The organism is Ralstonia sp. UNC404CL21Col, assembly GCF_000620465.1.
GTDB classification, from domain to species: domain Bacteria; phylum Pseudomonadota; class Gammaproteobacteria; order Burkholderiales; family Burkholderiaceae; genus Ralstonia; species Ralstonia flatus.
The window spans coordinates 120426-142328 of the sequence record NZ_JIBE01000007.1 but is presented as its reverse complement, the minus strand read 5'-3'; the positions used below and the strand labels follow the sequence as shown (position 1 = coordinate 142328).

Annotated in this window: 34 protein-coding genes; 33 read left to right on the top strand and 1 reads right to left on the bottom strand. The window is 60.7% G+C overall.

The window, feature by feature from the left end; genetic code table 11:
* Positions 1–92 precede the first annotated feature (92 nt).
* The 33 genes from fusA (at position 93) to dsbD (ending at position 20873) form a co-directional block, all read left to right on the top strand.
* Positions 93–2219: an elongation factor G gene (gene fusA / locus N511_RS0116340; protein ID WP_027680274.1), complete on the top strand. Its 2127-nt coding sequence runs from the start codon at positions 93–95 to the stop codon at positions 2217–2219.
* 83 nt (positions 2220–2302) lie between these two features.
* On the top strand, positions 2303–3511 hold the full coding sequence (gene tuf / locus N511_RS0116335; RefSeq protein WP_027680273.1) for an elongation factor Tu: 1209 nt from the start codon (positions 2303–2305) through the stop codon (positions 3509–3511).
* A gap of 107 nt (positions 3512–3618) precedes the next feature.
* Positions 3619–3930, top strand: coding sequence for a 30S ribosomal protein S10 (gene rpsJ, locus N511_RS0116330; RefSeq protein ID WP_004634473.1), 312 nt, complete (start codon positions 3619–3621; stop codon positions 3928–3930).
* Between the two features lie 284 nt (positions 3931–4214).
* Positions 4215–4868 (top strand): 50S ribosomal protein L3, encoded by a 654-nt coding sequence (gene rplC, locus N511_RS0116325; RefSeq protein WP_004634474.1) that lies wholly within the window; start codon positions 4215–4217, stop codon positions 4866–4868.
* Positions 4869–4879: 11 nt separating this feature from the next.
* Positions 4880–5500, top strand: a complete 621-nt coding sequence (gene rplD / locus N511_RS0116320; RefSeq protein WP_004634475.1) for a 50S ribosomal protein L4 — start codon at positions 4880–4882, stop codon at positions 5498–5500.
* A complete protein-coding gene (gene rplW / locus N511_RS0116315) occupies positions 5497–5811 on the top strand; it encodes a 50S ribosomal protein L23 (RefSeq protein ID WP_004634476.1) in 315 nt (104 codons plus the stop codon). Before rplD ends, rplW begins: the two co-directional genes overlap by 4 nt.
* A gap of 2 nt (positions 5812–5813) precedes the next feature.
* Entirely contained in the window at positions 5814–6644 is an 831-nt protein-coding gene (rplB, locus tag N511_RS0116310; RefSeq protein ID WP_009241891.1) for a 50S ribosomal protein L2, read from the top strand.
* 21 nt (positions 6645–6665) lie between these two features.
* Positions 6666–6941 (top strand): 30S ribosomal protein S19, encoded by a 276-nt coding sequence (rpsS, locus tag N511_RS0116305; RefSeq protein ID WP_004634478.1) that lies wholly within the window; start codon positions 6666–6668, stop codon positions 6939–6941.
* Positions 6942–6950: 9 nt separating this feature from the next.
* The gene (rplV, locus tag N511_RS0116300) at positions 6951–7280 is read left to right on the top strand and encodes a 50S ribosomal protein L22 (protein ID WP_004634479.1); all 330 of its coding nucleotides are present in this window, start codon (positions 6951–6953) and stop codon (positions 7278–7280) included.
* Positions 7281–7289: 9 nt separating this feature from the next.
* Complete coding sequence (gene rpsC, locus N511_RS0116295) at positions 7290–8078, top strand: 30S ribosomal protein S3 (protein ID WP_009241892.1); 789 nt, start codon at positions 7290–7292, stop codon at positions 8076–8078.
* A gap of 2 nt (positions 8079–8080) precedes the next feature.
* Positions 8081–8497, top strand: coding sequence for a 50S ribosomal protein L16 (gene rplP / locus N511_RS0116290; protein WP_003264123.1), 417 nt, complete (start codon positions 8081–8083; stop codon positions 8495–8497).
* A 12-nt stretch (positions 8498–8509) separates the two neighbouring features.
* Positions 8510–8704 (top strand): 50S ribosomal protein L29, encoded by a 195-nt coding sequence (gene rpmC, locus N511_RS0116285; RefSeq protein ID WP_004634481.1) that lies wholly within the window; start codon positions 8510–8512, stop codon positions 8702–8704.
* The gene (gene rpsQ, locus N511_RS0116280) at positions 8701–8970 is read left to right on the top strand and encodes a 30S ribosomal protein S17 (protein WP_004634482.1); all 270 of its coding nucleotides are present in this window, start codon (positions 8701–8703) and stop codon (positions 8968–8970) included. The genes rpmC and rpsQ overlap by 4 nt, the downstream gene beginning before the upstream one ends.
* A gap of 267 nt (positions 8971–9237) precedes the next feature.
* Positions 9238–9606, top strand: a complete 369-nt coding sequence (rplN, locus tag N511_RS0116275) for a 50S ribosomal protein L14 (protein WP_003264129.1) — start codon at positions 9238–9240, stop codon at positions 9604–9606.
* 11 nt (positions 9607–9617) lie between these two features.
* Positions 9618–9926 (top strand): 50S ribosomal protein L24, encoded by a 309-nt coding sequence (gene rplX / locus N511_RS0116270; protein WP_009241893.1) that lies wholly within the window; start codon positions 9618–9620, stop codon positions 9924–9926.
* Positions 9927–9952: 26 nt separating this feature from the next.
* Positions 9953–10495, top strand: a complete 543-nt coding sequence (rplE, locus tag N511_RS0116265; protein WP_009241894.1) for a 50S ribosomal protein L5 — start codon at positions 9953–9955, stop codon at positions 10493–10495.
* A gap of 9 nt (positions 10496–10504) precedes the next feature.
* Complete coding sequence (rpsN, locus tag N511_RS0116260) at positions 10505–10810, top strand: 30S ribosomal protein S14 (protein ID WP_004634486.1); 306 nt, start codon at positions 10505–10507, stop codon at positions 10808–10810.
* 27 nt (positions 10811–10837) lie between these two features.
* Complete coding sequence (gene rpsH / locus N511_RS0116255; protein WP_004634489.1) at positions 10838–11233, top strand: 30S ribosomal protein S8; 396 nt, start codon at positions 10838–10840, stop codon at positions 11231–11233.
* 12 nt (positions 11234–11245) lie between these two features.
* Positions 11246–11779, top strand: a complete 534-nt coding sequence (gene rplF, locus N511_RS0116250) for a 50S ribosomal protein L6 (RefSeq protein WP_012763152.1) — start codon at positions 11246–11248, stop codon at positions 11777–11779.
* Between the two features lie 11 nt (positions 11780–11790).
* Positions 11791–12147, top strand: a complete 357-nt coding sequence (rplR, locus tag N511_RS0116245) for a 50S ribosomal protein L18 (RefSeq protein ID WP_004634492.1) — start codon at positions 11791–11793, stop codon at positions 12145–12147.
* Positions 12148–12168: 21 nt separating this feature from the next.
* A complete protein-coding gene (gene rpsE, locus N511_RS0116240; RefSeq protein ID WP_004634493.1) occupies positions 12169–12687 on the top strand; it encodes a 30S ribosomal protein S5 in 519 nt (172 codons plus the stop codon).
* A gap of 22 nt (positions 12688–12709) precedes the next feature.
* Positions 12710–12892 carry a 50S ribosomal protein L30 gene (gene rpmD / locus N511_RS0116235; RefSeq protein ID WP_003264137.1) on the top strand — a complete coding sequence of 61 codons (183 nt, stop codon included), beginning with the start codon at positions 12710–12712 and terminating at the stop codon, positions 12890–12892.
* 18 nt (positions 12893–12910) lie between these two features.
* A complete protein-coding gene (rplO, locus tag N511_RS0116230) occupies positions 12911–13342 on the top strand; it encodes a 50S ribosomal protein L15 (RefSeq protein ID WP_024977880.1) in 432 nt (143 codons plus the stop codon).
* A 57-nt stretch (positions 13343–13399) separates the two neighbouring features.
* Positions 13400–14722 (top strand): preprotein translocase subunit SecY, encoded by a 1323-nt coding sequence (secY, locus tag N511_RS0116225; RefSeq protein WP_037027069.1) that lies wholly within the window; start codon positions 13400–13402, stop codon positions 14720–14722.
* Positions 14723–14748: 26 nt separating this feature from the next.
* Positions 14749–14967 carry a translation initiation factor IF-1 gene (gene infA, locus N511_RS0116220; protein ID WP_003264140.1) on the top strand — a complete coding sequence of 73 codons (219 nt, stop codon included), beginning with the start codon at positions 14749–14751 and terminating at the stop codon, positions 14965–14967.
* A 30-nt stretch (positions 14968–14997) separates the two neighbouring features.
* Positions 14998–15114 carry a 50S ribosomal protein L36 gene (gene rpmJ, locus N511_RS0116215; RefSeq protein WP_027680271.1) on the top strand — a complete coding sequence of 39 codons (117 nt, stop codon included), beginning with the start codon at positions 14998–15000 and terminating at the stop codon, positions 15112–15114.
* Between the two features lie 21 nt (positions 15115–15135).
* Complete coding sequence (gene rpsM / locus N511_RS0116210) at positions 15136–15501, top strand: 30S ribosomal protein S13 (protein WP_004634501.1); 366 nt, start codon at positions 15136–15138, stop codon at positions 15499–15501.
* 24 nt (positions 15502–15525) lie between these two features.
* On the top strand, positions 15526–15927 hold the full coding sequence (gene rpsK, locus N511_RS0116205; RefSeq protein ID WP_003264143.1) for a 30S ribosomal protein S11: 402 nt from the start codon (positions 15526–15528) through the stop codon (positions 15925–15927).
* A 203-nt stretch (positions 15928–16130) separates the two neighbouring features.
* A complete protein-coding gene (gene rpsD / locus N511_RS0116200) occupies positions 16131–16754 on the top strand; it encodes a 30S ribosomal protein S4 (RefSeq protein ID WP_027680270.1) in 624 nt (207 codons plus the stop codon).
* A gap of 240 nt (positions 16755–16994) precedes the next feature.
* Complete coding sequence (locus tag N511_RS0116190) at positions 16995–17975, top strand: DNA-directed RNA polymerase subunit alpha (RefSeq protein WP_004634508.1); 981 nt, start codon at positions 16995–16997, stop codon at positions 17973–17975.
* Between the two features lie 153 nt (positions 17976–18128).
* Positions 18129–18527 (top strand): 50S ribosomal protein L17, encoded by a 399-nt coding sequence (rplQ, locus tag N511_RS0116185; RefSeq protein ID WP_024977878.1) that lies wholly within the window; start codon positions 18129–18131, stop codon positions 18525–18527.
* Positions 18528–18684: 157 nt separating this feature from the next.
* Positions 18685–19023: a divalent-cation tolerance protein CutA gene (gene cutA, locus N511_RS0116180; RefSeq protein ID WP_027680268.1), complete on the top strand. Its 339-nt coding sequence runs from the start codon at positions 18685–18687 to the stop codon at positions 19021–19023.
* 17 nt (positions 19024–19040) lie between these two features.
* The gene (gene dsbD / locus N511_RS0116175) at positions 19041–20873 is read left to right on the top strand and encodes a protein-disulfide reductase DsbD (RefSeq protein ID WP_027680267.1); all 1833 of its coding nucleotides are present in this window, start codon (positions 19041–19043) and stop codon (positions 20871–20873) included.
* Here the strand turns inward: dsbD and hemB are convergent, their stop codons facing one another.
* On the bottom strand, positions 20874–21869 hold the full coding sequence (gene hemB, locus N511_RS0116170; protein ID WP_037027067.1) for a porphobilinogen synthase: 996 nt from the start codon (positions 21867–21869) through the stop codon (positions 20874–20876).
* Positions 21870–21903: the final 34 nt, after the last annotated feature.

The following is a 21903-nucleotide window of genomic DNA, read 5'->3' as shown; positions in this document are numbered from 1 at the left end:
GCTGGGCGGGCTGTGTGCGCACATCTCGCCCATTTGTATTAGGGGCGCTTGGCCGTGGGCCAGCGCCCCGTTGACGAATCTGAGGATTAACCGTGGCTCGTAAGACCCCCATTGAGCGCTACCGTAACATCGGTATTTCCGCTCACATCGACGCCGGCAAGACCACCACGACCGAGCGGATCCTGTTCTACACCGGTGTGAACCACAAGATCGGTGAAGTGCATGATGGCGCTGCCACCATGGACTGGATGGAGCAGGAGCAAGAGCGCGGCATCACCATCACGTCCGCTGCTACCACCGCCTTCTGGAAGGGCATGGGCGGCAACTACCCCGAGCACCGCTTCAACATCATCGACACCCCGGGCCACGTGGACTTCACCATCGAGGTGGAGCGTTCCATGCGTGTGCTGGACGGCGCGTGCATGGTGTACTGCGCGGTGGGTGGCGTGCAGCCGCAGTCGGAAACCGTCTGGCGTCAGGCCAACAAGTACAAGGTGCCGCGTCTGGCGTTCGTCAACAAGATGGACCGTACCGGCGCGAACTTCTTCAAGGTCTACGACCAGCTGAAGACCCGTCTGAAGGCCAACCCCGTGCCCGTCGTGGTGCCCATCGGCGCTGAAGACGGCTTCCAGGGCGTCGTCGATCTGCTGGAAATGAAGGCGATCATTTGGGACGAAGCCAGCCAGGGCGTGAAGTTCGAATACCACGACATCCCGGCCAATCTGGTTGACGTCGCGAACGAGTGGCGCGAGAAGATGGTCGAGTCGGCTGCTGAAGCCAGCGAAGAGCTGATGGAAAAGTACCTGGGCGGCGAAGAGCTGTCCCGTGCTGAGATCGTCAAGGCACTGCGCGACCGTACCATCGCCTGCGAAATCCAGCCGATGCTGTGCGGCACCGCGTTCAAGAACAAGGGCGTGCAGCGCATGCTCGACGCCGTGATCGACTTCCTGCCGTCGCCGGTCGACATTCCGCCGGTTCAGGGCATCGACGAAAACGACGAAGAGAAGAAGCTCGAGCGCAAGGCTGACGACAACGAAAAGTTCTCGGCACTGGCGTTCAAGATCATGACCGACCCGTTCGTTGGTCAGCTGATCTTCTTCCGCGTCTACTCGGGCAAGATCAACTCCGGCGACACCGTGTACAACCCGGTGAAGCAGAAGAAGGAGCGTCTGGGCCGTATTCTCCAGATGCACGCCAACCAGCGCGAAGAAATCAAGGAAGTGCTGGCCGGCGACATCGCCGCTGCGGTGGGCCTGAAGGACGCCACCACGGGTGACACGCTGTGCGACCCGAGCGCTCCGATCATTCTCGAGCGCATGGTGTTCCCGGAGCCGGTGATCTCGCAGGCTGTCGAGCCGAAGACCAAGGCTGACCAGGAAAAGATGGGCATCGCCCTGAACCGCCTGGCTGCTGAAGATCCGTCGTTCCGCGTGCGTACCGATGAAGAATCGGGTCAGACCATCATTTCGGGTATGGGTGAGCTGCACCTCGAAATTCTGGTCGATCGCATGAAGCGCGAATTCGGCGTGGAAGCCAACATCGGCGCCCCGCAAGTTGCCTACCGCGAAACCATCCGCAAGAAGGTTGAAGACGTCGAAGGCAAGTTCGTCAAGCAGTCCGGCGGTCGCGGTCAGTACGGTCACGCTGTGATCACGCTGGAACCGGCGGACGACGAGGCGAAGAAGGCTGGCAAGAACTTCGAATTCGTCGACGCCATCAAGGGCGGTGTGATTCCTCGCGAATACATCCCGGCGGTCGAGAAGGGCATCGTCGACACGCTGCCGTCCGGTATTCTGGCGGGCTTCCCGGTGGTGGACGTGAAGGTCACGCTGACGTTCGGTTCGTACCACGACGTGGACTCGAACGAAAACGCGTTCCGCATGGCCGGTTCGATGGCTTTCAAGGAAGCCATGCGCCGCGCCACTCCGGTTCTGCTGGAGCCGATGATGGCTGTGGAAGTGGAAACGCCGGAAGACTACACGGGTACCGTGATGGGCGACTTGTCGTCCCGCCGCGGCATCGTGCAGGGCATGGATGACATGGTGGGCGGCGGCAAGATCATCAAGGCCGAAGTCCCGCTGTCGGAAATGTTCGGTTATTCGACGTCGCTGCGCTCGCAGACGCAAGGCCGCGCCACGTACACCATGGAATTCAAGCAATACGCTGAGGCACCGAAGAACATCGCCGAAGCTGTGATGGCTGCCAAGGGTACGAAGTAATCAACGTGTTTTGGCGGCGCGCGCGTGCGTGCCGCCTGCATCCCAAATCTAGTAATTAGCCGATTCCGAATTGAGGAGCTGACATGGCAAAGGAAAAGTTCGAGCGGACCAAGCCGCACGTGAACGTTGGTACGATTGGTCACGTTGACCACGGCAAGACGACGCTGACCGCAGCGATCGCAACCGTGCTGTCGAGCAAGTTCGGTGGTACCGCGAAGAAGTACGACGAAATCGACGCAGCGCCGGAAGAAAAGGCACGCGGCATCACGATCAACACCGCGCACGTCGAGTACGAAACGGCTAACCGCCACTACGCGCACGTTGACTGCCCGGGCCACGCCGACTACGTCAAGAACATGATTACCGGTGCCGCCCAGATGGACGGCGCCATCCTGGTGTGCTCGGCCGCTGACGGCCCGATGCCGCAAACGCGTGAGCACATCCTGCTGGCCCGTCAGGTCGGCGTGCCGTACATCGTCGTGTTCCTGAACAAGTGCGACATGGTGGACGACGCTGAGCTGCTGGAGCTGGTCGAGATGGAAGTGCGCGAACTTCTGTCGAAGTACGACTTCCCGGGCGACGACACCCCGATCATCAAGGGTTCGGCCAAGCTGGCGCTGGAAGGCGACAAGGGCGAACTGGGCGAAGTGGCCATCATGAACCTGGCCGACGCACTGGACACCTACATCCCGACGCCGGAGCGCGCTGTTGACGGTACGTTCCTGATGCCGGTGGAAGACGTGTTCTCGATCTCGGGTCGCGGCACCGTGGTGACCGGCCGTATCGAGCGCGGCATCATCAAGGTCGGCGAAGAAATCGAAATCGTCGGTATCGCCATGGACGGCGACAAGCCGAAGATCGACAAGACGACCTGCACGGGCGTGGAAATGTTCCGCAAGCTGCTGGACCAAGGTCAAGCAGGCGACAACGTCGGTATTCTGCTGCGCGGTACGAAGCGCGAAGACGTCCAGCGCGGCCAAGTGCTGGCCAAGCCGGGCTCGATCAAGCCGCACACCGAATTCACGGGCGAGGTCTACATCCTGTCGAAGGACGAAGGCGGCCGTCACACGCCGTTCTTCAACAACTACCGTCCGCAGTTCTACTTCCGTACGACGGACGTGACTGGCTCGATCGCCCTGCCGGAAGGCAAGGAAATGGTCATGCCGGGCGACAACGTGTCGATCACCGTCAAGCTGATCGCGCCGATCGCCATGGAAGAAGGCCTGCGCTTCGCTATCCGTGAAGGCGGCCGTACCGTGGGTGCTGGCGTCGTTGCCAAGATCCTGAAGTAAAAGGCGGATCGATGCGCTGTTCCTCGTAAGGGGTGCGGCGCATCGCCTGTAGCATCGCTCTTTCAATCTACCGGCGGCCTGGCCGCCATGCTCTTTAAGGAAACATCATGCAGAACCAGAAGATCCGTATCCGCCTGAAGGCTTTCGACTATCGCCTGATCGACCAGTCGGCCGCTGAAATCGTCGAGACCGCCAAGCGCACCGGCGCGATCGTCAAGGGCCCGGTGCCCCTGCCGACCCGCATCCAGCGTTTCGACGTTCTGCGTTCGCCGCACGTCAACAAGACCAGCCGCGACCAGTTCGAAATCCGCACGCACCAGCGCCTGATGGACATCGTCGATCCGACGGACAAGACCGTCGACGCGCTGATGAAGCTGGACCTGCCGGCTGGCGTAGACGTCGAGATCAAGCTGCAGTAAGCAAGACAACGCTGCCGGGTCACTCCGGTAACGGGCAAACGGCGAGCCAAGTGCTCGCCGTTTTGCTTTTACGCGGCAGATGTTGCATTGCACACGACGTCCGGGCGCTATCCGGCAATCGGCCTTGCATATTGTTCGTAACCGGGATATATTGTAGGGCTACCCCTTTAGTCAGGGGAGTGGGCTGGCCATTTGGCCTCGCGCTGTCTCTTTAGGCGCAGTCCAGTTCAAGATTCGTAGTATCAATCAGCCCCGGCCAATCGCAGCTGGGAATGGAGCAAACCATGAGCCTTGGCCTTGTAGGTCGCAAGGTTGGCATGACCCGTATTTTCACGGACGACGGCGATTCGATTCCCGTCACCGTGCTCGAGGTCGGCGACAACCGCGTGACGCAAATCAAGACGGACGAGACCGACGGTTATACCGCGGTTCAAGTCACCTTCGGCACCCGACGCGCCAGCCGCGTCACCAAGCCGCTGGCGGGTCATCTCGCCAAAGCCGGCGTGGAAGCGGGCGAAGTCATCAAAGAATTCCGAGTGGATGCCGCTCGTGCCGCTGAATTCCAGCCTGGCGCGAACATCAGCGTCGACCTGTTCGAAGTCGGTCAGAAGATCGACGTTCAGGGTGTGACGATTGGTAAGGGCTACGCCGGTACCATCAAGCGTTACAACTTCTCGTCGGGCCGCGCCTCGCACGGTAACTCGCGCTCGCACAACGTGCCGGGCTCGATCGGTATGGCGCAGGATCCGGGTCGCGTGTTCCCGGGTAAGCGCATGACCGGTCACATGGGTGACGTCACCCGTACCGTCCAGAACCTGGAAATCGCCAAGATCGACGCAGAGCGCAAGCTGCTGCTGGTCAAGGGTGCGATTCCGGGCGCCAAGGGCGGTCAAGTCATCGTCACGCCGGCCGTGAAGGCCCGCGCCAAGAAGGCATAAGGAGCAAACGCATGGAACTGAAGCTGCTCCAGGACAACGGTCAACTCGGCGCCGGCGTTGCTGCCTCGCCGGAAGTGTTCGGCCGTGACTACAACGAAGCCCTCGTTCACCAAGTCGTCGTCGCTTACCAGGCCAACGCTCGCAGCGGTAACCGTAAGCAGAAGGACCGTGAAGAGGTCAAGCACACGACCAAGAAGCCGTGGCGTCAAAAGGGTACGGGCCGCGCCCGTGCAGGTATGAGCTCCTCCCCGCTGTGGCGCGGGGGTGGTCGTATCTTCCCGAACAGCCCGGAAGAAAACTTCTCGCAGAAGGTCAACAAGAAGATGTACCGCGCCGGCATGCGCTCGATTTATTCGCAGCTCGCCCGTGAAGGTCGCATCAACGTCGTTGACAGCCTGTCCGTCGACGCGCCCAAAACCAAGCTGCTGGCCGACAAGTTCCGCGCCATGGGCCTGGATTCGGTGCTCGTGATTACCGATAACCTGGACGAAAACCTCTTCCTGGCATCGCGCAACCTGGCGCACGTGCTCGTGGTTGAGCCGCGTCACGCCGACCCGCTGTCGCTCGTGCACTACAAGAAGGTGCTCGTGACCAAGGCAGCCGTCGCGCAGATCGAGGAGTTGCTGAAATGACGCAAGTTGCCAAGAACGACCATCGCCTGATGCAGGTGCTGCTGGCGCCTGTGGTGTCTGAAAAGGCAACCCTGGTGGCCGAGAAGAACGAACAGGTCGTGTTCGAAGTGGCTCGCGACGCCAACAAGGGCGAAGTGAAGGCTGCTGTCGAGCTGCTGTTCAAGGTCGAAGTCGAGTCCGTCCAGATCCTGAACCAGAAGGGCAAGCAAAAGCGCTTCGGTCGCTTCATGGGTCGTCGTGACCACGTGAAGAAGGCCTATGTCTCGCTGAAGCCGGGCCAGGAAATCAATTTTGAAGCGGAGGCCAAGTAATCATGGCACTCGTCAAAACCAAGCCGACATCGCCGGGCCGCCGCTCGATGGTGAAGGTCGTTAACCCCGATCTTCACAAGGGCGCGCCGCACGCTCCGCTGCTGGAAAAGCAAATCCAGAAGTCGGGTCGTAACAACAACGGCCACATCACCACCCGTCACAAGGGCGGTGGTCACAAGCATCACTATCGCATCGTCGACTTCAAGCGTAACGACAAGGACGGTATCCCGGCCAAGATCGAACGCCTGGAATACGATCCGAACCGTAGCGCCAACATCGCGCTCGTGCTGTTCGCTGATGGCGAGCGCCGCTACATCATCGCCCCGAAGGGCGCTGTGGTTGGCCAAGCCATCGCCAACGGCTCGGAAGCGCCGATCAAGGCCGGTAACAACCTGCCGATTCGCAACATCCCTGTCGGTACGACGATCCACTGCGTGGAAATCCTGCCGGGCAAGGGCGCTCAAGTTGCCCGTTCCGCCGGTACATCCGCCGTGCTGCTGGCTCGCGAAGGCATCTACGCTCAAGTGCGTCTGCGCTCGGGTGAAGTGCGCCGCGTGCACATCGAGTGCCGCGCGACCATCGGTGAAGTCGGCAACGAAGAGCACAGCCTGCGCCAGATCGGCAAGGCCGGTGCAACCCGTTGGCGCGGTATTCGCCCGACCGTTCGCGGTGTGGTGATGAACCCGGTCGATCACCCGCACGGTGGTGGTGAAGGTAAGACTGCTGCTGGCCGTGATCCGGTGTCCCCGTGGGGCACGCCGACCAAGGGCTACCGCACCCGTCGTAACAAGCGCACTGACAGCATGATCGTTCAGCGCCGTCACAAGCGTTAATCGGTAGGTAGGAGCTTAGATATGACTCGTTCCGTAAAAAAGGGTCCTTTCATTGACGCCCACCTGCTGAAGAAGGTTGAGGCGGCAGTGCAAACGAAGGACAAGAAGCCCATCAAGACTTGGTCGCGTCGTTCGACCATTCTGCCGGACTTCATCGGCCTGACGATCGCCGTTCATAACGGTCGTCAGCACGTGCCCGTGTATGTCACGGAAAACATGGTTGGCCACAAGCTCGGCGAATTTGCGCTCACGCGTACGTTCAAGGGCCACGCTGCCGACAAGAAAGCGAAGCGATAAGGGGCAATCATGGAAGTTAAAGCGATTCATCGCGGCGCCCGTATCTCCGCACAGAAGACGCGCCTGGTTGCTGACCAGATCCGCGGCCTGTCGATCGAGCGCGCGCTCAACGTGCTGACGTTCAGCCCGAAGAAGGCGGCTGGCATCGTGAAGAAGGTGGTTGAGTCCGCCATCGCGAACGCCGAGCACAATGAAGGCGCCGATATCGACGAGCTGAAGGTCAAGTCGATCTACATCGACAAGGCCACGTCGCTCAAGCGTTTCACGGCGCGTGCGAAGGGCCGTGGCAACCGCATCGAGAAACAAACCTGTCACATCACTGTGACGCTGGGCAACTAAGGGGTCACGATGGGACAGAAGATTCATCCGACTGGCTTCCGTCTGGCTGTCAGCCGTAACTGGGCATCGCGTTGGTACGCGAGCAACACCCAGTTTGCCGGCATGCTCAAGGAAGACATCGAGGTTCGCGAGTTTCTGAAGAAGAAGCTGAAGAACGCGTCGGTGGGCCGCGTGGTCATCGAGCGTCCGGCCAAGAATGCTCGTATCACCATTTACAGCTCGCGTCCGGGCGTGGTGATCGGCAAGAAGGGCGAAGACATCGAACTGCTGAAGGCTGAGCTGCAGCGTCGCATGGGCGTGCCCGTGCACGTGAACATCGAAGAAATCCGCAAGCCGGAAGTCGATGCGCAGCTGATCGCCGATTCGATCACGCAGCAGCTCGAGCGCCGCATCATGTTCCGTCGCGCAATGAAGCGCGCGATGCAGAACGCGATGCGTCTGGGTGCCCAAGGCATCAAGATCATGAGCTCGGGCCGTCTGAACGGCATCGAAATCGCCCGTACCGAGTGGTACCGCGAAGGCCGTGTGCCCCTGCACACGCTGCGCGCCGATATCGACTACGGCTTCTCCGAAGCGGAAACCACCTACGGCATCATCGGTGTCAAGGTGTGGGTGTACAAGGGCGACCATCTCGGCCGCAACGACGCACCCGTCGTGGAAGAGCCGCAAGAAGAGCGTCGCAAGCGTCCGGGTCGCCCGGAAGGTCGTCGCCGTGAGGGCGAAGGTCGCCCGGCCGGTCAGCGCCGCGGTGCTGGTGCAGGTGCCCGTCGTGGCGCCGACGCCAAGACTGGAGAATAAACATGCTGCAACCTAAGCGCAGGAAGTACCGCAAGGAGCAGAAGGGCCGTAACACCGGTATCGCGACGCGCGGCAACGCAGTCTCGTTCGGCGAGTTCGGTCTGAAGGCGATGGGCCGCGGCCGTCTGACCGCGCGTCAGATTGAGTCGGCCCGTCGTGCGATGACCCGTCACATCAAGCGTGGCGGCCGCATTTGGATCCGGATTTTCCCGGACAAGCCGATCTCGAAGAAGCCTGCCGAAGTCCGTATGGGTAACGGTAAGGGCAACCCGGAATACTACGTGGCTGAAATTCAGCCGGGCAAGATGCTGTACGAAATGGACGGCGTTGGCGAAGAACTGGCACGCGAGGCATTCCGCCTGGCCGCTGCCAAGCTGCCGATCGCGACCAGCTTCGTGGTGCGTCAGGTCGGAACGTAAGGAGCACACACCATGAAAGCATCCGAACTGCGCGACAAAGATGTCGCCGGGCTGAACCAGGAGCTCTCCGAGCTGCTGAAGGCCCAATTTGGCCTGCGCATGCAAAAAGCGACGCAACAGCTGCAGAACACCAGCCAGCTGAAGAAGGTGCGTCGTGACATCGCGCGTGTCCGCACCGTGCTGGGCCAGAAGGGGAACCAGAAATGACTGAAGCCGCAACGTCCCTGAAGCGCACGCTCGTCGGTCGCGTTGTCAGCAACAAGATGGACAAGACCGTCACGGTCCTGATCGAAAACCGCGTCAAGCATCCGCTGTACGGCAAGTACGTGGTGCGCTCGAAGAAGTACCACGCGCACGACGAAGCCAACCAGTACAACGAAGGCGACAAGGTCGAGATCACGGAATCGCGTCCGCTCTCCCGCACCAAGTCGTGGGTGGTGTCGCGTCTGCTTGAAGCTGCGCGCGTGATCTAAAACAACAGCGAGCAGTTTGCTGTTGCAAGACCGAGATTATGTGATATAGTCTCGGTCTTTCCCTTTGTGAGGGTGGCCGGCAAATATGCTGGTGGCTCGGGTGAAGGGGAAAAGCGAATGGGCCAGGCGGCAATCGCCGTCGGGCAGCTACCGACTTCAAGTTGATCAACCCAATCGCAGTTGGCGCAATGCCAGCAGCCGGCGGGACCAAGACTGATCGCCTCTGCGCATTGTGCGTTTGGCGAATTAAGTTGGGACGAGAACACCATGATTCAGACAGAAAGCCGGCTCGAAGTGGCCGATAACACGGGTGCGCGTGAAGTCATGTGCATCAAGGTGCTGGGCGGTTCGAAGCGCCGCTACGCCAGCGTCGGCGACATCATCAAGGTCAGCGTCAAGGATGCTGCCCCGCGTGGTCGCGTGAAGAAGGGCGATATCTACAACGCCGTGGTGGTGCGTACCGCCAAGGGCGTGCGCCGTCCCGACGGCTCGCTCATCAAGTTCGACGGCAATGCCGCCGTGCTGCTGAACACCAAGCTTGAGCCGATCGGCACCCGTATCTTCGGGCCGGTCACTCGCGAACTCCGTACCGAGCGCTTCATGAAGATCGTGTCGCTCGCGCCGGAAGTGCTGTAATCGGAGGCCGCATGAACAAGATTCGCAAGGGCGATCGCGTCATCGTCCGTACCGGTAAAGACAAGGGCAAGCAGGGTACCGTGCTGGCCGTACTCGCCGAGCATGTGACGGTTGAAGGCGTGAACGTTGCCAAGAAGCACGTGCGCCCGAACCCGATGCTGGGTACGACGGGTGGTGTGGTCGACAAGGTCATGCCCATCCATATTTCGAACGTTGCGCTCGTGGATGCCAATGGCAAGCCGTCGCGCGTCGGCATCAAGGTTGAAGGCGGCGTGAAGACGCGCGTGCTGAAGACCACTGGTGCTGCCGTCGGCGCTTGATTCTGGGCAATAGAGAGGAGTTGAGCATGACTGCACGTCTGCAAGAGTTTTACAAAGAGAAGGTTGTGCCCGAGCTGATCAAGCAGTTCGGCTACAAGTCTGTGATGGAAGTGCCGCGCATCACCAAGATCACCCTGAACATGGGTCTTGGCGAAGCCATCAATGACAAGAAAGTCATCGAGCACGCCACGGGCGACCTGATCAAGATCGCTGGCCAGAAGCCCATCGTGACGAAGGCCCGCAAGGCTATCGCCGGCTTCAAGATTCGCCAGGGTTACCCGATCGGTACGATGGTCACGCTGCGTGGCCAACGTATGTATGAATTCCTGGACCGCTTCATCACTGTGTCGCTGCCCCGCGTGCGCGACTTCCGTGGTGTGTCGGGTAAGGCGTTCGATGGTCGTGGCAACTACAACATCGGTGTGAAAGAGCAGATCATTTTCCCCGAGATCGAATACGACAAGATCGACGCACTCCGTGGTCTGAACATCAGCATCACGACGACTGCGAAGAACGACGAGGAAGCGAAGGCGCTCCTCAACGCGTTCAAGTTCCCGTTCCGTAATTAAGGGGTTACCGTGGCTAAATTGTCTCTGATCGAACGCGAGAAGAAGCGTGCCAAGCTCGTGGCCAAGTACGCTGAGAAGCGCGCCGCTCTCGAAGCCATCGTGGCCGACCAAAGCAAGTCGGAAGAAGAGCGCTACGAAGCGCGTCTGAAGCTGCAAGCGCTGCCGCGCAATGCAAATCCGACTCGTCAGCGCAACCGCTGCTCGATCACCGGTCGTCCCCGCGGTACGTTCCGTAAGTTCGGCCTGGCGCGTAACAAGCTCCGCGAGATCGCCTTCAAGGGCGAGATCCCGGGTCTGACGAAAGCCAGCTGGTAATCACGCACAGGCTACAGGAGAAACAGTATGAGCATGAGCGATCCGATCGCCGATATGCTGACGCGTATCCGCAACGCGCAAGCGGTGGAAAAAGCGTCGGTGGTCATGCCGTCGTCGAAGCTGAAGGTGGCAATCGCCAAAGTCCTGAAGGACGAAGGCTACATCGACGAATTCGCCGTGACCGAGCAGGGTGGCAAGTCCACGCTGACGATTGGTCTGAAGTACTACGCTGGCCGCCCGGTCATCGAGCGCCTGGAGCGCGTCTCGAAGCCTGGTCTGCGTGTGTACAAGGGCCGTAATGAAATCCCGCAAGTGATGAACGGCCTGGGTGTCGCCATCATCTCGACCCCGCAGGGTCTGATGACGGACCGCCGCGCCCGCGCAACCGGTGTCGGTGGCGAAGTCATTTGCTACGTCGCCTAAGGGAGGGGAACCATGTCTCGCGTAGGTAAGGCTCCCATCGCGCTGCCCAAGGGCGCCGAAGTCAATTTCGCTGGTGGTCTGCTGACCGTGAAGGGCCCGCTGGGCACCCTGACGCAGCCGATCCACTCGCTGGTCAAGGTCACCACCGACAACGGCACGATCACGTTCGCGCCGGCAGATGAGTCGCGTGAAGCCAATGCGCTGCAAGGTACGATGCGCGCCCTGACGGCCAACATGGTCAAGGGTGTGACGACGGGCTTCGAGCGCAAGCTGAACCTGGTCGGCGTGGGTTACCGTGCTTCGGTTCAGGGCACCGCTCTGAAACTGCAACTCGGTTTCTCGCACGACGTGATCCATGAGATGCCGGAAGGCGTGAAGGCGGAAACGCCGACGCAGACCGAAATCATCATCAAGGGTTCGGACAAGCAAAAAGTTGGTCAGGTCGCCGCCGAAGTGCGTGGTTATCGTCCGCCGGAGCCCTACAAGGGCAAGGGTGTGCGCTACGCCGATGAGCGTGTGATCCTGAAGGAAACCAAGAAGAAGTAAGGGTGCACATCATGAACAAAAATGACTCGCGTCTGCGCCGTGCACGTCAGACCCGCCTGAAAATTGCGGAACTGAGCGTCGCCCGTCTGGCTGTGCACCGTACGAACCTGCACATTTATGCGCAGGTCTTCTCGGAAGATGGCACCAAGGTCCTGGCTTCGGCCTCGACTGCGGAAGCCGAAGTCCGCAAGGAACTGAACGGCAACGGTGGTAACACCGCTGCTGCCACCCTGGTGGGTAAGCGTATCGCTGAGAAGGCGAAGGCTGCCGGCATCGAAGCCGTGGCGTTCGATCGCTCGGGTTTCCGTTATCACGGTCGCGTGAAGGCTCTGGCCGACGCGGCACGCGAAGCTGGCCTGAAGTTCTAAGCCGGCATAGAGGATATCGTCATGGCAAAAATTCAACCTAAGGTCCAAGGGGACGAACGCGACGACGGTCTTCGCGAGAAGATGATCGCGGTCAACCGTGTGACCAAGGTGGTCAAGGGCGGCCGGATTCTCGGTTTCGCTGCTCTGACTGTGGTCGGCGACGGCGACGGCCGTATCGGCATGGGCAAGGGTAAGGCTAAGGAAGTCCCGGTGGCCGTGCAGAAGGCAATGGACGAAGCCCGTCGCAAGATGGTCAAGGTCCCGCTGAAGAACGGTACGCTGCAGCACGAAGTGGTTGGCAAGCATGGCGCCGCAAAGGTGCAGATGATGCCCGCGAAGGACGGTACCGGCGTGATCGCTGGCGGCCCGATGCGCGCCATCTTCGAAGTGATGGGCGTGACGAACATCGTGACCAAGTCGCACGGTTCGACCAATCCTTACAACATGGTGCGCGCAACGCTGGATGGCCTGCGCAAGATGAGCACCCCGGCCGAAGTTGCCGCCAAGCGTGGCAAGTCGGTCGAAGAGATCCTCGGCTAAGCCGAAGGGATAGGTGAACGATATGTCGCAGAAAACCGTGAAAGTCCAACTCGTGCGCAGCCTGATCGGTACGCGCGAAGACCACCGCGCCACGGTGCGCGGCCTGGGCCTGCGCCGCATGAACTCGGTGTCCGAATTGCAGGACACGCCCGCAGTGCGCGGCATGATCAACAAGGTGTCCTACCTGGTCAAGGTCATCGGCTAAGGCAAGACGGAGAAGAACATGCAACTGAATAACCTGAAGCCGGCAGCCGGCTCCAAGCACGCCAAGCGCCGCGTTGGTCGCGGTATTGGTTCGGGCCTGGGCAAGACGGCTGGTCGTGGTCACAAGGGTCAGAAGTCGCGTTCGGGTGGTTTCCACAAGGTCGGCTTTGAAGGCGGCCAGATGCCCCTGCATCGTCGTCTGCCCAAGCGTGGTTTCACCTCGCTGACCAAGGAATTCACCGCTGAAGTGCGTCTGGGCGACCTGGCGGGCCTGCCGATCGAAGAAATCGATCTGCTGTCCCTCAAGCAAGCCGGCCTCGTTGGCGAGATGGTCAAGAGCGCCAAGGTGATCCTGTCGGGCGAAATCGACAAGAAGGTAACTCTGAAGGGTATCGGCGCGACGGCTGGGGCGAAAGCTGCAATCGAAGCGGCTGGTGGCTCGCTGGCCTAATAGCTTGCTGTTTTACACTGACGGAGCATCCGTTTGGCCACGGCGAAACCTAATGTGATGGCCCAGGCCAAGAACACGGCCAAGTACGGCGATCTTCGCCGTCGGCTGGTGTTCCTGGTTCTGGCACTGCTGGTGTACCGGATCGGCGCGCACATTCCTGTGCCGGGTATCGATCCGGATCAACTGGCGCAGCTTTTCCAACGGCAGTCGGGCGGCATCCTGGGGATGTTCAACCTGTTCTCCGGCGGCGCGCTGTCGCGTTTCACGGTGTTTGCGCTGGGGATCATGCCGTACATCTCGGCGTCGATCATCATGCAGCTGCTGACGATCGTGTTGCCGCAGCTGGAATCGTTGAAGAAGGAAGGCCAAGCCGGCCAGCGCAAGATTACGCAGTACACGCGCTACGGCACGGTCGTCCTGGCAACGTTCCAGGCGCTGGGAATTGCAGTGGCACTCGAAGCGCAGCCGGGTCTGGTTTTGGATCCGGGTCTGATGTTCCGGGCCACCGCTGTGATTACGCTGGTGACGGGCACGATGTTCCTGATGTGGCTGGGTGAGCAGATCACCGAGCGTGGTCTGGGCAACGGGATCTCGATCATCATTTTCGGCGGGATTGCTGCAGGGCTGCCCAACGCGATCGGCGGGTTGTTCGAGCTGGTACGTACGGGGTCGATGGGGATTTTCTCGGCGATCCTGGTCGTGGCGATTATTGGTGCGGTGACGTTCCTGGTCGTGTTCATTGAACGTGGTCAGCGCAAGATCCTCGTCAACTACGCCAAGCGGCAGGTTGGTAACAAGATTTATGGCGGGCAGTCGTCGCATTTGCCGCTGAAGTTGAATATGGCTGGGGTGATTCCGCCGATCTTCGCATCGTCGATCATTCTGTTCCCGGCCACGATCGCGGGCTGGTTTACAGCCGGTAACTCGACGAATCCGGTTGCACGGGTCGTCAAGGACTTGGCGGCGACGCTGTCGCCCGGTCAGCCGGTGTACATCCTGCTGTATGCAGCGGCGATCATCTTCTTCTGTTTCTTCTACACCGCGCTGGTCTATAACAGCCGGGAAGTGGCGGATAACCTGAAGAAGAGTGGGGCGTTCATTCCGGGCATCCGTCCGGGCGAGCAAACCACGCGGTATATCGACAAGATTCTGGTGCGTCTGACCTTGGCGGGTGCGATCTACATCACGCTGGTGTGTCTGTTGCCGGAGTTCTTGGTGCTGCGCTGGAACGTGCCGTTCTACTTCGGTGGGACGTCCCTGTTGATCATCGTGGTCGTTACGATGGACTTCATGGCACAAGTGCAGTCCTACGTGATGTCTCAGCAGTACGAGTCTTTGATGAAGAAGGCGAATTTCAAGGGAAACCTGACGCTCCGCTAGGAGTGATCGCACGAACCTGAAGGGACATGGCTAAAGATGACGTGATCCAGATGCAGGGCGAGGTGCTGGAAAACCTCCCCAACGCAACGTTTCGCGTCAAGCTAGAGAACGGCCACGTAGTGTTAGGCCATATTTCCGGCAAGATGCGTATGCATTACATCCGCATCTTGCCCGGGGACAAGGTGACGGTCGAATTGACCCCGTATGATCTGTCCCGCGCGCGCATCGTATTCCGGGCGAAGTGAGCGGACTGGAATTGAAGGAAGAGGAAAATCATGAAAGTGCTGGCTTCTGTTAAGCGCATTTGCCGCAACTGCAAAATCATCAAGCGCAAGGGCGTGGTGCGTGTGATCTGCTCGACGGACCCGCGTCATAAGCAGCGCCAAGGCTAATTTCGCAAAGAGGATTGACGAATGGCACGTATCGCAGGGGTCAATATCCCCAACCACAAACATACCGTGATCGGCTTGACGGCGATCTACGGTATCGGCCGCTCGCGCGCTCAGAAGATTTGCGAGGCTACTGGCATCCCGACCGACAAGAAGGTCAAGGACCTGACGGATCCGGACCAGGACGCGCTGCGTAAGGAAATCGAGAAGTTCCTCGTTGAAGGCGATCTCCGCCGCGAAACGACGATGAACATCAAGCGCCTGATGGATCTGGGCTGCTACCGTGGCGTGCGCCACCGCAAGGGCCTGCCGATGCGTGGTCAGCGTACCCGCACCAATGCCCGTACCCGCAAGGGTCCGCGCAAGGCCGGCGTCGCGCTCAAGAAGTAATCCGTCGGGTAAAGGATAGGAACTATGGCAAAAGCAGCGAATACCGCCGCCCAGCGCGCGCGTAAGAAGGTTCGCAAGAACGTCGCCGACGGCATCGCGCACGTTCACGCGTCGTTCAACAACACGATCATCACGATCACCGACCGTCAGGGCAACGCTCTGTCGTGGGCGACTTCGGGTGGCCAAGGCTTCAAGGGCTCGCGTAAGTCGACGCCGTTCGCCGCCCAGGTGGCTGCTGAGAGTGCTGGCCGCGTGGCGCAGGACCAAGGCATCAAGAACCTGGAAGTGCGCATCAAGGGCCCGGGCCCGGGTCGTGAATCGGCTGTCCGTGCACTGAACAACCTGGGTATCAAGATCCAGTTGATCGAAGACGTGACGCCGGTGCCGCACAACGGCTGCCGTCCGCCGAAGCGCCGTCGCATCTAAGCGATTCGACCGATCGCGCCGCTGTTGGCGAGGTTGGTCTGCGGGTGCTATACTTGCCCGCTTGCCTGTCTTCCGGTTTTTCCGGAAGGCGGGTTTCGTCTTTTCATAAGCCCACTGTTCGCTGCGGTCCTGTTGCTGGGACTGAGCAAGCGAACCATCCGAGGCCTCTGCGCTCCGGATGACTGATAACGAAGGAACACAACGTGGCACGCTATACCGGCCCCAAGGCGAAACTGTCTCGCCGCGAAGGTACTGATCTTTTCCTGAAGAGCGCACGCCGCTCGCTCGCCGACAAGTGCAAGCTGGACAGCAAGCCTGGTCAGCACGGCCGCACTTCCGGCGCTCGCACCTCCGACTACGGCAACCAGCTGCGTGAAAAGCAGAAGGTCAAGCGCATCTACGGCGTGCTGGAACGTCAATTCCGCCGCTACTTCGCAGAAGCCGATCGCCGAAAGGGCAACACGGGCGAAACCCTGCTGCAACTGCTGGAGTCGCGTCTGGACAACGTCGTTTACCGCATGGGCTTCGGCTCGACGCGCGCAGAAGCTCGTCAGCTGGTGTCGCACAAGGCGATCCTGGTGAACGGCCAAGCTCTGAACGTTCCGTCGGCTCAGGTCAAGTCGGGCGACGTGATCGCGATCCGCGAAAAGTCGAAGAAGCAAGTGCGTATTGCTGAGTCGCTGACGCTGGCTGAGCAGACTGGCTTCCCGATCTGGGTGAGCGTGGATGCCAAGAAGATGGAAGGCGTCTTCAAGCAGGCTCCGGATCGTGCAGATATCGCTGGCGATATCAACGAAAGCCTGATCGTCGAACTGTATTCGCGTTAATGACGACGCCCGTACCGCAAGGTGCGGGTTCGTGTGCCTTTCTGGGGACGCTCATCGTCAACGACATTGCGTTCTTGCGCCGGCAGTACTCCGGTGCAGAGCCGATCCGATTCGTTACGTGCCGCAACGCGATTGCGGCACGTGCGTCTTCCGTCGCAATGTTTGTGATGGAACCTTTCCAGTCCAATCCGTCAGCCTTATCGGTGTAACGAGCCGAGGGTATTGAAATAGGACAACCTAATGCAAACAGCACTCCTGAAGCCCAAAATTATTGCGGTTGAGCCGCTTGGCGATCATCACGCGAAGGTCGTCATGGAACCGTTCGAGCGCGGCTACGGCCACACGCTCGGTAACGCGCTGCGCCGCGTGCTGCTGTCGTCGATGGTCGGCTATGCCCCGACCGAAGTCACGATCGCTGGGGTCGTCCACGAATATTCCACCATCGATGGCGTGCAGGAAGACGTCGTCAACCTGCTGCTGAACCTGAAGGGCGTGGTGTTCAAGCTGCACAACCGTGATGAAGTCACGGTGTCGCTGCGCAAGGAAGGCGAAGGTGTGGTGACCGCCGCCGATATCGAGCTGCCGCACGATGTCGAAATCATCAATCCGGGTCACGTCATCGCGAACCTGTCGGCAGGTGGCAAGCTGGACCTGCAACTGAAGGTCGAGCAAGGCCGCGGCTACGTGCCGGGTAACGTTCGCAAGTTCGGCGATGAGTCGAGCAAGGTCATCGGCCGCATCGTGCTGGACGCCTCGTTCGCCCCGGTGCGCCGTGTGTCGTACGCAGTTGAGTCTGCCCGTGTGGAGCAGCGTACTGACCTCGACAAGCTGGTGATGAACATCGAGACCAACGGTGTGATCTCGCCGGAAGAAGCGATTCGCCAGTCGGCTCGCATTCTGGTTGATCAACTGTCGGTGTTTGCTGCACTGGAAGGTACCGAGAGCGCTGCCGAGGCGGCCGCCGCTCGTGCGCCGCAGATCGATCCGATTCTGCTGCGTCCGGTCGACGATCTGGAACTGACCGTGCGTTCGGCCAACTGCTTGAAGGCCGAAAACATCTACTACATCGGCGACCTGATCCAACGTACCGAGAACGAACTGCTCAAGACCCCGAACCTGGGTCGCAAGTCGCTCAACGAGATCAAGGAAGTCCTCGCATCGCGTGGCCTGACGCTCGGCATGAAGCTCGAGAACTGGCCGCCGGCAGGTCTCGAGAAGTAAGTTGTCATTGTCGGCCGGTGCGAGAGCATCGGCCGGTTTTCCGCCATCGCTGTTTGGGTGGCTTATTGTTAAGGCTACCGGCCCGCGCCACGCCATGTTGTATGAGCGGCGGCGATAGAAGAGCTGGTTAAACACTTTTAAGAAGGAATCATCATGCGTCACCGTCATGGTTTGCGGAAACTGAACCGCACCTCGTCGCACCGTCTCGCGATGCTGCGCAACATGTCGAACTCGCTGCTGCAGCACGAGCTGATCAAGACCACCCTGCCGAAGGCCAAGGAGCTGCGCAAGGTTGTCGAGCCGCTGATCACGCTGGCCAAGAAGGACACCGTTGCCAACCGCCGTCTGGCATTCGCCCGCCTGCGTGACCGCGACATGGTCACCAAGCTGTTCAACGAACTGGGCCCGCGTTTCGCTACCCGTCCGGGCGGCTACACCCGTATCCTGAAGTTCGGCTTCCGCCAAGGCGACAATGCGCCGATGGCACTGGTCGAGCTGCTCGATCGTCCGGAAGTTGCCGAAGCTGTGGAAGTCGACGGCGCAGCTGAATAAGCTTTGCCCAGGTTTGCCAGTGCGACATGGCGTCGCGCTGGGCAACCTGCAAGATGCGTGCTTCTGCGCGCATTACAATGAAGCCAGGATTCACATCCTGGCTTTTTTGTTGCCCATTTTTTGCGTTTGCCTGTCGGAAAGCATCCGTGGAGTATCTATGTCTGCCGGAACCGAAGTGCTGCTGGTGCTGACCAACCTACCCGATGCCGACAGCGCGGATCGCGTAACCAAGGCCGTCCTGGAATCGCGTGCAGCAGCGTGCGTCAATCGCTTGCCAGCTTGTGCGTCGACGTATTGGTGGAATGGTGCGATCGAGCACGCCGCCGAGATTCCTCTGCTGATCAAGACCACGCGTGCAGCCTATCCGGCATTGGAAACCGCGCTGCGCGAGGCCCATCCGTACGAGGTGCCTGAGATCATCGCTGTGCCGCTCGCTGCCGGGTTGCCCGCGTATCTCGCGTGGGTTGCCGATGAAACGCGCCTGCGCTCCAACTGATGTCGATTGCCGTTGATATGACTTTCTCTTCGTTCCGGTCCGTGCGGCGCATGGTGCAGTGCCTATTGCTGCTGGTCGCAATGGCGACAGTGCACGTGTCCGCGCATGCTGCCGACGATTTCCTGCCGCCTGAACAGGCATTTCGCTTTTCGGCCGCGCAAGTCGATGGCCAAACTGTCGAAATCAAATTCGCTATTGCCGATGGCTACTACATGTACCGCGAGCGTTTCGCGGTCGCGGCGGATCCGGCAACCACCACGCTGTCGCTTTCCGACATGCCGGCGGGCAAGGTCAAGTTTGACGAGACGTTCAACAAGGACGTCGAAACCTATCGCCATGAAGTCGCATTCCATGTAAAGGCGCAGAACGCGACGGCGCCGTTCACATTGATCGTCACGTCGCAGGGATGCGCGGATCAGGGCCTGTGTTATCCGCCGATGAAGAGCCGATTCCATGTCGAGCCCGCCGCAGTGTCGCCGGGCGCGTCGTCCGTGGGCGGTGGCGAGACCAGTTCCGGCGACGCACTCGGCCGCATCGCCAGCACGCTGGGCAGCGGCAACCTCGGCGCGATTGCGGCGTTGTTCTTCGGGCTCGGGCTGTTGCTGACCTTCACGCCGTGCGTGCTGCCGATGTTGCCGATCCTGTCGGCGATCGTTGTCGGCGAGCACGCGACGCGTTCCCGCGCCGCTTTCGTGTCGATTGCGTACGTGTTGGGTATGGCCGTGGTCTATACCGCGGTGGGCGTGGCAGCGGGCTTGGCGGGACAGGGCCTGCAAGCTGCGTTGCAGAACGCTTGGGTGCTGGGCGCATTCGCCGTATTGATGGTGGTGCTGTCGCTGTCGATGTTCGGTCTGTATGAATTGCAGTTGCCGGCGGCCTGGCGCGATCACCTGACAAAAGCCTCCAGCAGGCATGGTGGTGGCGAGATTGTCGGGGCAGTCGTGATGGGCGCGCTTTCGGCGTTGATCGTGTCGCCGTGCGTCACACCGGCATTGGCCGGCGCACTGGCCTATATCGCGCAGACCGGCAACGCTGCGATCGGCGGTATGGCGCTGTTTGCAATGTCGATCGGCATGGGCGTGCCGCTTGTGCTCGTGGGTGTGGGGGCGGGCAATTTGCTGCCGCGCGCCGGTCATTGGCTGATCGTCACCAAGGCTGTGTTCGGTTTCATCTTGCTGGCTGTGGCGTTGTGGATTGTGCAGCCCGTGTTGCCTGCGTGGGCAGTGATGGTCGCGTGGGGCGGGTTGCTGATCGGCGCCGCCGTGTTTCTGCGGACCTTCGATTCGTTGCCCGACGGCGCAGGCAACGTGCAGCGCCTGGGCAAGGTTGCGGGTGTGGTGCTTGCGCTGGCGGGCGCCGCGCAACTGGTCGGTGTCGCCGCCGGCGGCCGCGATCCGCTGCAGCCGCTGTCCGGACTGGTTCGCGCGTCGGCAGGGACATCGGCGCAAGCCGACACCCAGGGCGTGACCTTCAAGCGCGTCAAGAGCATCACCGAACTCGATGCCGAAGTGCGCAATGCGAGCGCGTCCGGCCGTGCGGTGATGCTCGATTTCTATGCCGACTGGTGCGTGAGCTGCAAGGAAATGGAGCGCCTGACCTTTACCGATGCGCGGGTGCGCAAGGCGCTTGCCGATGTGGTGCTGCTGCAGGCCGACGTGACGGCCAACAATGCGGATGATCAAGCGCTGCTCAAGCGCTTCGGCTTGTTCGGCCCACCGGGCACAATCTTCTTCGATACGCAGGGTCGCGAACTGAAGGCTCGCGTGGTGGGCTTTGAGCGCGCGGACACGTTCCTGGAAAGCCTGCGCCGCGCAATCGGCACGACGCAGGCGGTCAAGCCCACGGCTTGATTACGCGCGCAGCAGGCGCGCAGCGTCCAGCGCGAAATACGTCAGGATGCCGTTTGCGCCAGCGCGCTTGAACGCCAGCAGCGATTCCAGCACGACCTTGTCGTGATCCAGCCAGCCGTTCTGCGCGGCGGCTTTCAACATCGCGTATTCACCGCTGACCTGGTAGACGTACGTCGGAAAGCGGAACTCGTCCTTCACGCGTCGCACGATATCGAGATACGGCATGCCGGGCTTGACCATCACCATGTCGGCGCCTTCGGTGATGTCGAGCGCCACTTCGCGCAGCGCCTCGTCCGAGTTGGCCGGGTCCATCTGGTAAGTCATCTTGTTGCTCTTGCCCAGATTGGCCGCCGAGCCCACCGCATCACGGAACGGGCCGTAGAACGCTGAAGCGTACTTTGCCGCGTAGGCCATGATGCGCGTGTAGATGTGATCGTCGTTCTCCAGCGCCAAGCGGATCGCGCCGATGCGGCCGTCCATCATGTCCGACGGTGCGACGATGTCCACGCCCGCCTCGGCTTGCACCAGTGCCTGGCGTATCAGAATGTCGACGGTCTCTTCGTTGAGCACGTAGCCGTTGGCGTCGAGCACGCCGTCCTGGCCGTGGCTCGTGTACGGATCGAGTGCCACATCGGTCAGGATGCCCAATTCAGGAAAGCGCGCCTTGAGCGCCTTCACCGCACGCGGGATCAGGCCATCCGCATTCGTAGCCTCGATACCGTCCGGCGTCTTGAGCGACGGCTCGATGACGGGGAACAGCGCCAGCACCGGAATGCCAAGCTGCACACACTGCTCGGCCACGCTCAGCAACACATCGATCGACACGCGCTCCACGCCCGGCATCGACGGCACGGCCTGGCGCACGTTGGTGCCTTCGAGGATGAAAACGGGGTAGATCAGGTCGTCGGGAGTGAGGCGCGATTCGCGCATCATGCGGCGGGAGAAATCGTCGCGGCGCATGCGGCGCGGACGATGGTCGGGGAAGCTCGCGATCATTTCAGCAGACCCTAAGAACACACTGTGAAGTTTC